Origin of the sequence: Amycolatopsis sp. TNS106, from assembly GCF_019330265.1 — a bacterium.
Taxonomy (GTDB): Bacteria; Actinomycetota; Actinomycetes; order Mycobacteriales; family Pseudonocardiaceae; genus Amycolatopsis; species Amycolatopsis lurida.
Genome location: NZ_CP024972.1, coordinates 4,355,742 through 4,368,004, shown reverse-complemented (window position 1 = coordinate 4,368,004; position 12,263 = coordinate 4,355,742). Strand labels below are relative to the sequence as shown.

General features: G+C 68.3%; 11 protein-coding genes. 4 read left to right on the top strand and 7 right to left on the bottom strand.

Annotated features, from left to right (window positions below; genetic code table 11):
• Nucleotides 1-74 precede the first annotated feature (74 nt).
• The 4 genes from CVV72_RS19595 (at nucleotide 75) to CVV72_RS19580 (ending at nucleotide 4,886) form a co-directional block, all read left to right on the top strand.
• Nucleotides 75-950 carry a TIGR03619 family F420-dependent LLM class oxidoreductase gene (locus CVV72_RS19595; protein WP_219153708.1) on the top strand — a complete coding sequence of 292 codons (876 nt, stop codon included), beginning with the start codon at nucleotides 75-77 and terminating at the stop codon, nucleotides 948-950.
• A gap of 3 nt (nucleotides 951-953) precedes the next feature.
• Entirely contained in the window at nucleotides 954-1,400 is a 447-nt protein-coding gene (locus CVV72_RS19590) for a nuclear transport factor 2 family protein (RefSeq protein ID WP_219153707.1), read from the top strand.
• Between the two features lie 113 nt (nucleotides 1,401-1,513).
• On the top strand, nucleotides 1,514-3,109 hold the full coding sequence (locus tag CVV72_RS19585) for a carbohydrate-binding protein (protein ID WP_219153706.1): 1,596 nt from the start codon (nucleotides 1,514-1,516) through the stop codon (nucleotides 3,107-3,109).
• 10 nt (nucleotides 3,110-3,119) lie between these two features.
• A complete protein-coding gene (locus tag CVV72_RS19580; protein WP_219153705.1) occupies nucleotides 3,120-4,886 on the top strand; it encodes a M48 family metalloprotease in 1,767 nt (588 codons plus the stop codon).
• On the opposite strand, the gene CVV72_RS19575 is transcribed toward CVV72_RS19580, so the two are convergent.
• The 7 genes from CVV72_RS19575 to CVV72_RS19545 all read right to left on the bottom strand — a co-directional run bounded on the left by CVV72_RS19575 (nucleotide 4,879) and on the right by CVV72_RS19545 (nucleotide 12,224).
• The gene (locus CVV72_RS19575) at nucleotides 4,879-6,105 is read right to left on the bottom strand and encodes an RNA polymerase sigma factor (RefSeq protein WP_219153704.1); all 1,227 of its coding nucleotides are present in this window, start codon (nucleotides 6,103-6,105) and stop codon (nucleotides 4,879-4,881) included. The two genes, CVV72_RS19580 and CVV72_RS19575, sit on opposite strands and share 8 nt — an antisense overlap.
• A gap of 27 nt (nucleotides 6,106-6,132) precedes the next feature.
• Nucleotides 6,133-7,035 carry a TauD/TfdA family dioxygenase gene (locus CVV72_RS19570; RefSeq protein ID WP_219153703.1) on the bottom strand — a complete coding sequence of 301 codons (903 nt, stop codon included), beginning with the start codon at nucleotides 7,033-7,035 and terminating at the stop codon, nucleotides 6,133-6,135.
• Complete coding sequence (locus CVV72_RS19565; protein ID WP_219154024.1) at nucleotides 7,032-8,324, bottom strand: LLM class flavin-dependent oxidoreductase; 1,293 nt, start codon at nucleotides 8,322-8,324, stop codon at nucleotides 7,032-7,034. Before CVV72_RS19565 ends, CVV72_RS19570 begins: the two co-directional genes overlap by 4 nt.
• A 26-nt stretch (nucleotides 8,325-8,350) precedes the next feature.
• Nucleotides 8,351-9,190 carry an ABC transporter permease gene (locus CVV72_RS19560; protein WP_219153702.1) on the bottom strand — a complete coding sequence of 280 codons (840 nt, stop codon included), beginning with the start codon at nucleotides 9,188-9,190 and terminating at the stop codon, nucleotides 8,351-8,353.
• Nucleotides 9,190-9,951: an ABC transporter ATP-binding protein gene (locus tag CVV72_RS19555; protein ID WP_219153701.1), complete on the bottom strand. Its 762-nt coding sequence runs from the start codon at nucleotides 9,949-9,951 to the stop codon at nucleotides 9,190-9,192. The genes CVV72_RS19560 and CVV72_RS19555 overlap by 1 nt, the downstream gene beginning before the upstream one ends.
• A complete protein-coding gene (locus CVV72_RS19550) occupies nucleotides 9,948-10,967 on the bottom strand; it encodes an ABC transporter substrate-binding protein (RefSeq protein ID WP_219153700.1) in 1,020 nt (339 codons plus the stop codon). Before CVV72_RS19550 ends, CVV72_RS19555 begins: the two co-directional genes overlap by 4 nt.
• A 90-nt stretch (nucleotides 10,968-11,057) precedes the next feature.
• On the bottom strand, nucleotides 11,058-12,224 hold the full coding sequence (locus CVV72_RS19545; RefSeq protein WP_219153699.1) for an ROK family transcriptional regulator: 1,167 nt from the start codon (nucleotides 12,222-12,224) through the stop codon (nucleotides 11,058-11,060).
• Nucleotides 12,225-12,263 lie beyond the last annotated feature (39 nt).

Below are 12,263 nucleotides of genomic sequence, written 5' to 3'. Positions count from 1 at the left end.
TCAACGCGGAGAACCCGCCGGGGGTTCCCGCGCGCACTGGCGGGCGAAACTAGAACACGTTATAGTTCGGCCCCATGAAGTTCACCCTGTCGATCGCGATGAATCCGCTCGATCAGCTGGGCGAGCTCGCCCGGGCCGCCGAAGAGGCGGGTTTCTCCTCGATCGCGCTCCCGGATTCCCTGTTCTATTCCGAAACGGTCTCGGCCGACTATCCGTACACGCCCGATGGCAGCCGCTTCTGGACCGAGGAGACCCCCTGGGCCGATCCGCTGGTCGCGGCCGCCTCGATGGGCGCGGTCACCGAGCGGCTCACGTTCTACACCTCCGTGCTGAAACTCGGCTCCCGGAACCCGGTCCTGCTCGCCCGCCAGGTCAACTCGGTCGCGGCGCTGACCGGCGGCCGGTTCGGGCTCGGGCTCGGCGTCGGCTGGTCGCCGGAGGAGTTCCGCTGGTGCGGCGCGCCGTACGAGAAGCGCGGCAAACGCGTGGACGAGGCCATCGAGGTGCTGCGCCTGATCCTCGACGGCGGGATGGTCGAATTCCACGGCGAGTTCTTCGACTTCGACAAGCTCCGGATGAGCCCGGCGCCGCCGTCGCGCGTGCCGTTCTACATCGGCGGGCACACCGAGGTCGCACTGCGCCGGGCCGCTCGTGTGGCCGACGGCTGGTCGTCGGCGATGATGAAGTTCGACGACCTCCGCGACACGATCGCCAAGTTGCGCGGGCTGCTGGCCGACCAGGGCCGCGCCGACGATCCCTTCGAGTACCAAGCCGTCTGCATCGACAAGTTCGGTCTCGACGGCTACCGCGAACAGGGCGACATCGGCGTCACCGACATCATCACCATGCCGTGGGTGTTCGACGGCCTCGGTTTCGATGCCGAAGTCGGCCCGAAACTCGATTCCATCAAGAAGTTCGGCGACGAGATCATCGCGAAGATCGGAGACTGAACCATGGGTGTCGACGTCTGCTGGGATCCGGCCGCCGCGCAGCCGCCCGCGCGCCAGGCCGCATTCCGTTCGATGACCGCCGTCACCGCGGGGGACAAGCCCGCCTGGCTCGAACTCTTCGCCGGGGACGCCGTCGTCGAGGACCCGATCGGCCGGTCGATGTTCGACGAAGAAGGCAAGGGACACCACGGGCACGACGGGATCAGCGCCTTTTGGGACAAGACGATCGCGAACGTCGAACGTTTCCAGTTCACCATCCGCGATTCCCACGCGGCCGGGGACGAGGTCGCGAACGTCGGCACGATCACGACGTACCTGCCCGGCGGCTACCGCGTCGACACCGACGGCGTGTTCGTCTACCGGGTGCGCGAGGACGGGCTGATCGTGTCGATGCGCGCGTTCTGGGAGACCGAGCGCGCCATGGCCACCGCCAGGAAGGCCGATGAGTGACACACGGTCTTGACCGCGCTTCGTAAGCGCTCTTTACTCAAGACTGGTTCTACGAGTGCTCTTCCGCCGCGTACTCGTCGGATGCCTTCCCCGAGCGCATCCAAGGAGAGAGCATGTCGGCATCCACCCTCCTGCGGCGGTTCACGGCCATCGCCGCCGCGGCACTCCTGCTGACCCCGGTCCTGACGGTCCCCGAACCCGCGCTGGCGCTGGAAAACGGCCTCGCCCGCACCCCGCCGATGGGGTTCAACAACTGGAACTCGACCCATTGCCGCGCGGAATTCGACGAGGCGATGATCAAGGGGATCGCGGACATCTTCGTCTCGCAGGGCCTGAAGGACGTCGGGTACCGGTACGTCAACATCGACGACTGCTGGGCGCTGCCCACCCGGAACGCGCAAGGGGATCTGCAGCCGGATCCGAAGAGATTCCCCAGCGGTATCAAGGCATTGGCCGACTACGTCCACTCGAAGGGCCTCAAGTTCGGCATCTACACCAGCGCCGGCACCAAGACCTGCAACACCGCGGGTTTCCCCGGCGGCCTCGGACACGAGCAGCGGGACGCGAACCTCTTCGCGTCGTGGGGCGTCGACTACCTGAAGTACGACAACTGCAACAACCAGGGCGTCGACGCGCAGAAGCGGTACAAGGCGATGCGGGACGCGCTCGCCAGGACCGGCCGCCCGATCGTCTACTCGATCTGCGAATGGGGCCGGTCCGAACCCAAGGTGTGGACCTGGGGTGAGCCGGTCGGGAACCTGTGGCGCACCACCGGCGACATCTCCGACAACTGGACGAGCATGATCGGCAAGGCGAAGGCGAACCGTGTGCTCGCGAAGTACGCCGGTCCCGGGCACTGGAACGATCCCGACATGCTCGAAGTCGGCAACGGCGGGATGACCGCGACCGAGTACCGCACCCATTTCAGCCTCTGGGCGATGATGGCCGCGCCGCTGCTCATCGGCAGCGATCTGCGCAAGGCGGGCGCTGAGACGTTCGGCATCCTCAAGAACACCGACATCATCGCCCTCGACCAGGATCCGCTGGGGAAACAGGCGACGGTCGTGAGTTCCGACGGCGGCCTCGTCGTCTACAACAAGGTGCTGGCCAATGGGGACCGGGCGGTGGCACTGTCCAATGAGAACACTTCGGCCGCGACGATCGGCACCACCGCGGCGGCGCTGGGTATCGGCGGCGCACCGTCGTACCTGCTGAAGGATCTGTGGTCGAAGGCGACCCGGACAACCACCGGGTCGATCAGCGCGTCCGTCCCGGCGCACGGCACCGTGGTCTACCGCGTCTCCAAGGGATCCGGCTCGGTGACCCGCCATGAGGCCGAGGCCGGCACGGTGTCCGCGGGCGGGACGATCGACTCGAATCACGCGGGATTCTCCGGCACCGGTTTCGTCAACGGCGCCAACGCCGTCGGGAGCCACGTGGAGTGGAAGGTCGACGCCGCCTCGGCGGGCCCGGTGCGGGTGAGCTTCGGGTACGCCAACGGCACCGCCTCGAACCGGCCGGTCGATGTCTCGGTGAACGGGACCGTGGTGGCCGCCGGGGTCGCCTTCGCGGGCACCGGCGCGTGGACGGCTTGGAGTACGGTCTCGCGCTCACTGGATCTCGCCGCCGGTACGAACACGATCCGGCTCACCGCGACCACACCGGACGGTCCGGCGAATCTGGACTACGCGGACCTCGCCACCGGGTAGGTTTCCGGCCATGCGGATCGGCGTGGTCAAGGTCGTGTTCCTGGTGGTGGGGTTCTACGCCTTGGCCACGCTGATCTTCCTCCTGCTCGCTTTCGGCGGCGGCTTCCTGCTGGCCGGGATCGACAACGTCCCGCTGTTCGTCCTCGCCGGGCTCGGCATGGGGTTGCTGTTCGGCGCCGGGATCGCGGCGCTCCTGCCGATCCGCCCGGTGCCCTTCGTGCCGAAAGGGGTCCCGCTCTACCGCGACGACGCCCCTGAGCTGTGGGCGACCCTCACCGAACTGGCGGAGACGATCGGCACCCGGCCGCCGGACCAGGTGTGGCTCACCGCCGGGCCGGGGGCGTCGGTCGTCGAGGAGGCGCGGCTGTTCGGGCTGAAACCCGGCCGCCGGTTCCTGTCGATCGGCCTTCCGACGCTCCAAGCGCTGACCCGCGCCCAGGCGCGCGCGGTGCTGGCGCACGAGTTCGCCCACTACGGGCAGCTCGACGGCCGGACCAGCGTGACCGGTTACCGCTCCCACGTCGCCGTCGCGCGGATGCTCGACCGCTTTCCCCGAAGCACGCTCAACCCGTTGTCCTGGCTGTTCCGCGGTTACGCGCGGCTGTTCGTCCTGACCCAGCGGGCCGCGAGCCGCCGCCGCGAGTTCGAAGCCGACCAGGTCATGGGCCGGATCGCCGGCCGGGCCGCCGCGCAGTCGGCGTTACGGCTGCAGCCGCGGCTCGGCGGGGAATGGACACGGTATCTGGGCGTCCACGTCGCACTCGGGGCGGAGGTCGAGATGGCCCCCGACGATGTCTACGGCGGTTTCGCCGGAATGCTCGACGCACGGCGCGAGTGGCTGGCCACCGCGGCCGACCCGATCCGGCTTCCGTCCCGCTGGGACACGCATCCGCCGATGACGGAACGGCTGTGGGCCTTGGAAACCGCGCCTGGTGAGTCCGATATGGACGAACGTCCGGCAGTGGGCCTGCTCGCCGACCCCGTCCGGTCCGCCGCCCGGCTCGAAGAGGCGTCGTTCGACTTCGGTGAGCGCCGTCGCCTGCCCTGGGACACGTACCCGCGCGAGGCGGCACTGGCGAGGCTGAAGATCGACGCCGAGGCCGCGTACCGGGCCATCGCCCGGGCGTCGGGGCAGCCAGGCGGAAGCCTCGAAACGCTTCTCACGTTGCCGGGTGCGGATGTCCCGGAGGACGGGCTCATGGCCGCCGTCGTACTGGCCGCCCTGGACGCGGGCACGATGCGGTTCGTGCACCGATGGGATGACGAACCGGATTTCGTCCTCGCCGACGGGTCCTTCCTGGATTTCGACCTCATCGAGGATCTGCTGATCGGCGGACCAGAACATGCCGTGCGTGCCCGCGCGGCACTGGCGGGCCTGGGCATCGACCCGGCGGCCGCGAACGGCGGGACGGAACGGCTCTCACCGGGCGAGGCGCCGGTGATCGGCGGGCTGGCGAACGTGAGATTCGACGATCGGCACGGCCATCTGGTCATCACCGAACGCGGCCTGATCTTCTCGCCCGTCCCGGGGGCCGAGTCCGAGCCGGGGAAGGAGGCACTGCTCGCGCTGATGGCGCAGGCCCCGTTCGCGGTCGCCGCCCGGGCGGACGCGGTCTGGTTGCCGTACGAGGAGTTCTCACACGTGGAGAAACAGCGCGACATTCCGATCAAGGCGACCGTGACCCTCTACAACGGCGACGAGCACCGGATCCACGCCGTCTACACCGGCTACGTCCACGAGAAGTCGCACGAGACGATCCTCCGGGTGCTCAGGTGAGCCGCTCCGCGCGCCGGGTCAGGTACCGCTTCTCGGGTTCGCTCGCGGTCTTCCCGGCGGCCCGCAGATAGGCCTCGCGCGCGGCGCCGGTGTCTCCGGCCAGTTCCAGCAGGTGCCCGCGTACGGAATCGAGCCGGTGCGTCTGGTCCATCCGGCTGTCGCCGTCGAGCGTGGCCAGCAGTTCGAGGCCCGCTTCCGGCCCGTTGACCTCGGCGACCGCGACGGCACGGTTGAGCGTGACGACAGGGCCGGGCGACACCTTCTCGAGGACGTCGTAGAGCGCGAGGATCTGGGGCCAGTCCGTGTCGGCCACGGTGGCCGCCTCGCAGTGGACGGCGGCGATCGCGGCCTGCACCTGGTACGGCCCGACCGGACCCGCCGCCAAGGCCTTGCTCACCAGCGAAACCCCTTCGGCGATCGTTTCGGTGTTCCAGCGTGAGCGGTCCTGCTCGGCGAGCGGGACGAGCGAGCCGTCGTCGCCGGCGCGGGCGGCCCGGCGGGCGTCGGTCAGCAGCATGAGCGCGAGCAGGCCGGTGACCTCGTCCTCGTCCGGCATGAGCCGCCGGAGCAGCCGGGTCAGCCGGATCGCCTCCGCGGTCAGGTCGGCGCGGTGCAGGTCGGGGCCGCCGCTGGTCGTGTAGCCCTCGTTGAAGATCAGGTACAGCACCTGGAGGACGACGCGGAGCCGTTCGCCGAGTTCCGCGGACGGCGGCAGGACGAACTCGGCGCCCGCCTTCTTGATGGTCTGTTTCGCCCGGCTGATCCGCTGGGCGAGGGTCGATTCAGGGACCAGGAACGCGTTCGCGATCTCGCCGGTGGTCAGGCCGCCGACCGCGCGCAACGTGAGCGCGAGTTGCGACGGCGCGGACAGGGAAGGGTGGCAGCACAGGAAAAGGACGGTGAGCGTGTCGTCCGAATCGGACACGGCGGAGGTTTCGCGCGGACCGGCCAGGTCCATCAGCGCGTCGTTCTCCTCTCGCCGCCGTCGTGCGCTTTCGCTGCGCCACTCGTCGACCAGCCGCCGTGACGCGACCGTCGCGAGCCAGGACTTCGGGCTGTCCGGGATGCCCTGCTCCGGCCATTGTTGCGCGGCCGAGAGCAGGGCTTCCTGGACGGCGTCCTCGCAGGCGTCGAACTGCCCGTGCTTGCGCACCAGCAGCCCGATGACCTGCGGGGCCAGCTCCCTCAGGAGCGCTTCCACCTGACGATCGTCCTTCACGACGCCAGTCTTACCCCATTCAGGGAGTCAGGCGACGGGGGAGTAGGGCGAAGCGTCGCCTTCGAGGGATTCGCTCGGCACCCCGTCGATGCCCACCGGGACGTCGCCCGCCACGGTCACCCGGTTCAGGCGGCGGGGCAGGTCGTCGTAGTTGTCGACGGCGTAGTGCTGGGTGATGCGGTTGTCGAACAGCACCAGCTGGTTCGGCTCCCAGCTCACCCGGACGACGTTCTCCGGGCGGGTCACGTAGGACTGCAGCAGCCGCAGGATGTCGCGCGACTCGCCCTTGGACAGCCCGATGATCCGCTGCGCGAACCCGCCGATGTACAACCCGCGTTCCCCGGTCGCCGGATGCACCCGCACCACCGGGTGGACCGTGCGGAACTTCTGCGAGACGAACACCTCGCGGCGTTCCCGCTCCGCGTCGTCGAGAGTCTCGGGCGCCTTCGCGTAGTCGTAGTCGTTGGTGTGCTCGGCGCGCAGCGTGTCGGCGAACGCCCGGAGCGGCTCCGGCAGGTCCCGGTACGCGGCGGCCGAGTTGGCGATCAGCGTCTCGCCGCCGTACGGAGGGACGACCAGGCTGCGCAGCGTGCTGGCCTTCGGCGGGTTGAGCACGAAGGTGACGTCGGTGTGCCACTGGTTCGCGCGGCCCTGTTCGCTGTCGACCGGCAGGATCGCGGGCTCGCCGTCGACCGACGGGACGGTCGGGTGCGCCTTGGTCAGTCCGCCGAAATGCCCGGCGAACCGCTGCTGGCCCGCGTCGTCGAGGTCGACATCGCGGAAGACGAGCGCCTTGTGCTCGTGGAGGGCCTCGGTGACGAACGCGACGGTCGCGGCGTCGAGATCCTTGGCCGGGTCGACGCCGACGACCTGCGCGCCGATCCTGCCGGTGATCTTGCGGACTTCGACCTGGGTGTTGAGGGCGGTCATGCGGCGTGCTCCTTCACTGGGGTGCGGTGGACTGGACGGGCGAGGCCGTAGTGGCCGCGCAAGGTCGTGGCGGTGTACTCGGTGCGGAACAGGCCGCGCCGCTGAAGTTCGGGGACCACGAGGTCGACGAAGTCCTCGAGACCGCCCGGCAGCGTGGGCGGCATGACGTTGAAGCCGTCCGCGGCGCCTTCGGTGAACCAGTGCTCCAGCTGGTCGGCCACCTGCGTGGCGGTACCGGCGAAGACGCGGTGTCCCCGGCCGCCCGCCAGGCGCTCGATCAGCTGGCGGATCGTCAGGTTCTCGCGCCGCGCCAGGCCTGTGACCAGTTCGAACCGGCTCTGGGCGCCTTCGGTGAACGTGCCGACGTCAGGCAGGGGACCGTCGAGCGGGTACGGCGTCAGGTCGTGGTCGAGCATGGTCGACAGCTGCCGCACGCCGTACGCGGGCGTGATGAGGGCGTTAAGTTCGGCCTCGCGTTCTTTCGCTTCGGCCTCGGTGCGGCCCAGGATCGGGCTGATCCCAGGCAGGATCTTGATCTCCTCCGGCGAGCGGCCGTAGTTCGCGAGCCTGCCCTTGACGTCGTCGTAGAAAGCCTTGCCCTCGGCGAAGGTCTGCTGCGCGGTGAAGACCGCCTCGGCGAACCGGGCGGCGTACTCCTTGCCCGTCTCCGAGGAACCGGCCTGGACGAGCAACGGATGTCCCTGCACCGGGCGCGGGATGTTGAGCGGGCCGCGGACCTGGAAATGCGGGCCGTTGTGGTCGATGGGGTGGATGCGGTCGGTGTCGGCGTAGACACCGCTCGCCTTGTCGATCACCGCCGCGTCGTCGTCCCAGCTGTCCCAGAGTTTCCTGGCCACTTCGACGAATTCGGCGGCGCGCTCGTAGCGCAACGCGTGCGCCGGCCGGGCGTCACGGTTGAAGTTGCGTGCCTCGTCCTCGCCCGCCGACGTCACGATGTTCCAGCCCGCGCGCCCGCCGCTGAGGTGGTCGAGCGACGCGAACTTCCGCGCCAGGTGGTACGGCTCGTTGTAGGTCGTCGACGCGGTGGCGATCAGCCCGATGCGCTCGGTCGCCCCGGCCAGCGCGGAAAGCAACGTCAGCGGCTCGAACAGGGTGTGCGAGTTGTAGCGGACGTTGCCCCACAAGGCGACGCCGTCGGCGAGGAACAGCGAATCCAGCTTGCCGCGCTCCGCCGTGCGGGCGATGTCGACATAGTGTTTCAGCGTCGCGGCCCGGTGCGGATCCGTGCTCGGATGCCGCCACGCCGCCTCGTGATGGCCGTTCGGCATCACGAACGCGTTGAGGTGTAAGTGCTTCACGCCTTCTCCTTGACACGCCAGGTGGAGAACCGCCGCTCCAGCGCGACGAAACCCGCGTTGATGGCCAGGCCCAGCACCGACACCGTGATGATCGCGGCGTACATCTGCTGGATCTGGAAGTTGACCTGCGAGTTGTTGATCAGATAACCGAGCCCGGCTTTCGCACCGACCATTTCGGCGGCGATCAGGATGAGGATCGAGTACGCGGCCGCCATCCGGATACCGGTGAAGATGGTCGGCACCGCCGACGGCAGGATCACCTTCCGGAACAGGCTCGGGCTCGACAGCCCGAGCGAGCGCGCGGCCTTGACCAGCAACGGATCCACGGTGTTCACCCCGGCGATCGTGTTGAGCAGCACCGGCCAGACGCAGGCGTAGACGATCAGCGCGATCTTGGACACCTCGCCGATGCCGAGCAGGAGCGTGAACACCGGCAGCAGGGCCAGCGCGGCGGTGTTGCGGGCCAGCTCCAGCAGCGGGTTCAGGAATTCCGCGAGCGGCCGGTACCACGCGATCAGCAGGCCGAGCGGCACCGAGACGCCCACCGCGATCACGAATCCGGCGGCGGACCGGCCGAGACTCGCCAGCAGATGGTCGGCCAGCTGCCTGTTGAGGATCAGCTCCCAGAGCGCGGCGAGGTCCTCCGACAGCGGCGGGAGGAAGGTTCTCGTGCCTTCGTCGAGCAGGTACTGGGGAGCGAGCTCCCAGACGGCGAGGAAGAGCAGGATCGCGGCCGAACTGCGGAAGGCCTTGCGTAACGGGTTCTTCTTCTTGCGAGGTTTCCCGGCGACCTTCGGTCCGGTGTGGACCTTCGGCGCTTCGAGAGTGGCGGTCATCAGGCGGCCCTCCGGATCTCGTCGTGCAGCAGTTCCCACAGCCGATGGCGATGGGCCACGAAGGCGGGCGCCGAGCGCAGGTCCTCGTTCGAACGGTCGCCGAGGTCGATGTCGACGACGTCCTTGAGCCTGCCCGGCCGGGACGTGAGCACCGCGACCTTCTGTCCTAAATAGACGGCTTCCTCGATGCTGTGGGTGATGAAGACGATGGTCTTGCCGGTGCGTTTCCAGATCCGCCGAAGCTCCTCTTGAAGGAGTTCGCGGGTCTGGGAGTCCAGCGCGGCGTACGGCTCGTCCATCAGCAGCACGTCCGGGTCGTAGGCGAGGCTTCTCGCGATCGCGACCCGTTGTTTCATACCACCGGAAAGCTCGTGGGGAAGATGCTCCTCGAACCCGGAAAGCCCGACCAGGTCGAGGAATTCCCGTGCTCGCTCGGCACGCTGCCGCTTGTTCAGGGTGCCGCCTTCGAGGCCGAACTCGACGTTGGCCCGCGCGGTGCGCCACGGGAACAGCGCGTACTGCTGGAACACGACACCGCGATCCAGCCCCGGCCCGGTGACGGGTTTCCCGTCGATCAGGACCTCGCCGGAGGTGGGTTTCGCGAGCCCGCCGAGCAGATCGAGCAGCGTGGACTTGCCGGAACCGCTCGGCCCGACGAGGGAGAGGAACGTGCCGTCCTCGATGTCGAGGGAGACGTCGTCGAGTGCGGTCAACGCGCCGAAGGTCTTGGTCACCGAGCGGAGGCTGATCTTGGCGGTCATGCGCCACCGCCTTCGCGGTACGGGTTGAATTCGTTGGTGTAGATCTTCTTCAGGTCGACTTGGTCGTTCTTGATGAACCCGGACTGCTTGAGCCAGCCCGTCCAGAGCGTGTAGTCGTTGTCCGAGATCAGCCCGCCCTTGGTGACACCGGTGCTCTTCCAGTACTTGAGCGTTTCGGTGTTCTCGTTGCGGCCGCGGTTCTGGATGATCTTGGTGAACCGGGCGATCACCTCCTCGCGTGGAGTGGTGCGCGCCCATTCGATCGCCTTGGCCACGCCGGTGACGAAGGTCTTCGTGGTCTCCGGGTACTTCTTGATGAAGTCGGTCCGCAGCACGTACGGCCCGCCGTTGTACGGTCCGAACGCCTCGACGTCCTTCACGATCGGCCGCACCCCGCCTCCCGCGAGGGCCCGGTCCTGCAGGACACCGTTGAGCCCGGCGACGTCGATCTGGCCGTTGCGCAAGGCCTGTTCGGTGTTGATCGGCGGCAGGACGACGAGCTGTACCTGGTCGATTTCGGCGTCGGTGAGGCCGTTGCGCTTGAGCCAGGTGTCGAGGACGGCCTCCACGTTCGCGCCGACGGTGTTGACGCCGACCTTCTTGCCGATGAGGTCACGCGGGGTGCGGATCGGGCTGTCCTCCTTGACGTAGAAGCCCAAGAAGGTCTTCTCGTCGGAGCCGTAGTAGTTGACGACGGCCTTGATCGGAGCGCCGGCGTCGACGAGTTTGGCGACAGCGCCGGTGAAGGCGCCGCCGAAGTCGGTCTGGTCGGTGGCGGCGGACTGGATGTCCTGCGGTCCGCTGATCGTGTTGCCGACCCATTTGAGTTTGACCGGGCCGAAGTAGCCGAGGTCCTCGGCGAGTTCGGGGAAGGTGACGCTGTTCGCCGACCCCTGGTAGCGGAGTTCGAGCTTCTCCGGCTGCCCGGCCACTCCTGCCGAGGTCGCCGAGGCGCCGCAACCCGACAGCGCCAATCCGGCGAGGAGCGCGGCGATCAAGGGCACTGGTTTCTTCACGGTGGGCTCTTTCGTTCGGGTTCTCGTCGTTGAAGAAGATTCTTCGCAGGCCCGGCGGAGAGCGTCAATTTTGCGATTTAGTGAAGTAACTCAGGAAGCGTTGGCGAGGTTCGTGAAAAGCGGATCTCCGTAGAGGGCGTTCAGCATGACCGCCCCGCCGGCCGTCGCCAGCTCGGTTCCCGGAAAGCTCGACGCCACAACGCTTTTCGTCGCATCCTGGCAAATCCAGGAGCGCTGAGCGACCTCGTCCCGGATCGTGGAAAGGCAACCGTCGACGTCGCGTACACTCTGGTCGAGCACGATGAGGATTTCCGGATTCAGGACGTCGAAGAGCAAGGCGGCGGCCTGTCCGATAATCCGCGCGCGTTCCTGGAAAAGGTCGATGGCGATTTTGTTTCCCGAGGCCGCTGAATGGAGCACGGCGGCGAAATCAGGGTTTTCGACGAGGCCCGCCTCGGCGGCTTTACGGGCGACCGTGCGCTCGGACACCGTCGCCTCCAGGCAGCCGGAACGCCCGCACTGGCAAGGTTCGTCGCTGTCATCGACCCGCAGATGCGCGACGGCGCCCGCCGCCGATCTCGGTCCATGGTGGACGGTGTCGCCGGTGGCGAAGGCGGCGTCGACCACGTTGCCGGTGAACAGCTGCACGACACTGCTCCGCGTTCTCGGTTGCCCCAGCAGGCGTTCGGCGTGGATGAGCGCACGCGAATGCCCGTCGACACGGACGTCGAGACCGGTGACCTCCGTGAGCAGATCGCGTAACGGGACCCCGCGCCAGCCGAGCAACCCGTGCTCCACCACCGTTCCCGAAGCCTCGTCGACCCAGCCGCCGGTCGCGACCCCCAGCCCGAGCGGTGTCCGCTCCGGCGCGTGTCCGATGAGGAGGTCGTCGAGCAGTTCCGCGATCTGCGCGACCTGCACGGCCGGCTCGGCGCCGTGATGCGGGGCTTCCAGCTGTGCCAGCACTTTCCCGCGCAGATCCAGCAGCCCGACGGTGAGATGGTCGGCCGCGACATGCGCTCCGCACACCACGAACCGTTCCGTGTCGAGGTCCAGCGGCACATACGGCCTGCCGACCGCGCCCGCGACCTCGGGCAGCTCGATGAGGAACCCGCGGCGCATCAGCTCCGCCACATGCCCCGTGACGGCCGCGGCACTCAGCCCGGTGCGGCGCGCGATGGTGCTGCGCGCTATCGCCCCTTCGTCCAGCACCACGCGGAGCACCGCGCTGGCACTGGCGCTCCGCCTGCCGGTCACGGTGCCGATGTTCGCAAGCGGGTGGCGGTGGGCCTAGGG

Excerpts from the sequence above, each read along its gene's own strand:
- CVV72_RS19595 (WP_219153708.1), top strand. The coding sequence starts at position 75 with ATGAAGTTCACCCTGTCGATCGCGATGAATCCGCTCGATCAGCTGGGC.
- CVV72_RS19590 (WP_219153707.1), top strand. The coding sequence starts at position 954 with ATGGGTGTCGACGTCTGCTGGGATCCGGCCGCCGCGCAGCCGCCCGCG.
- CVV72_RS19585 (WP_219153706.1), top strand. The coding sequence starts at position 1,514 with ATGTCGGCATCCACCCTCCTGCGGCGGTTCACGGCCATCGCCGCCGCG.
- CVV72_RS19580 (WP_219153705.1), top strand. The coding sequence starts at position 3,120 with ATGCGGATCGGCGTGGTCAAGGTCGTGTTCCTGGTGGTGGGGTTCTAC.
- CVV72_RS19570 (WP_219153703.1), bottom strand. The coding sequence starts at position 7,035 with ATGACCGCCCTCAACACCCAGGTCGAAGTCCGCAAGATCACCGGCAGG.
- CVV72_RS19565 (WP_219154024.1), bottom strand. The coding sequence starts at position 8,324 with ATGCCGAACGGCCATCACGAGGCGGCGTGGCGGCATCCGAGCACGGAT.
- CVV72_RS19560 (WP_219153702.1), bottom strand. The coding sequence starts at position 9,190 with ATGACCGCCACTCTCGAAGCGCCGAAGGTCCACACCGGACCGAAGGTC.
- CVV72_RS19555 (WP_219153701.1), bottom strand. The coding sequence starts at position 9,951 with ATGACCGCCAAGATCAGCCTCCGCTCGGTGACCAAGACCTTCGGCGCG.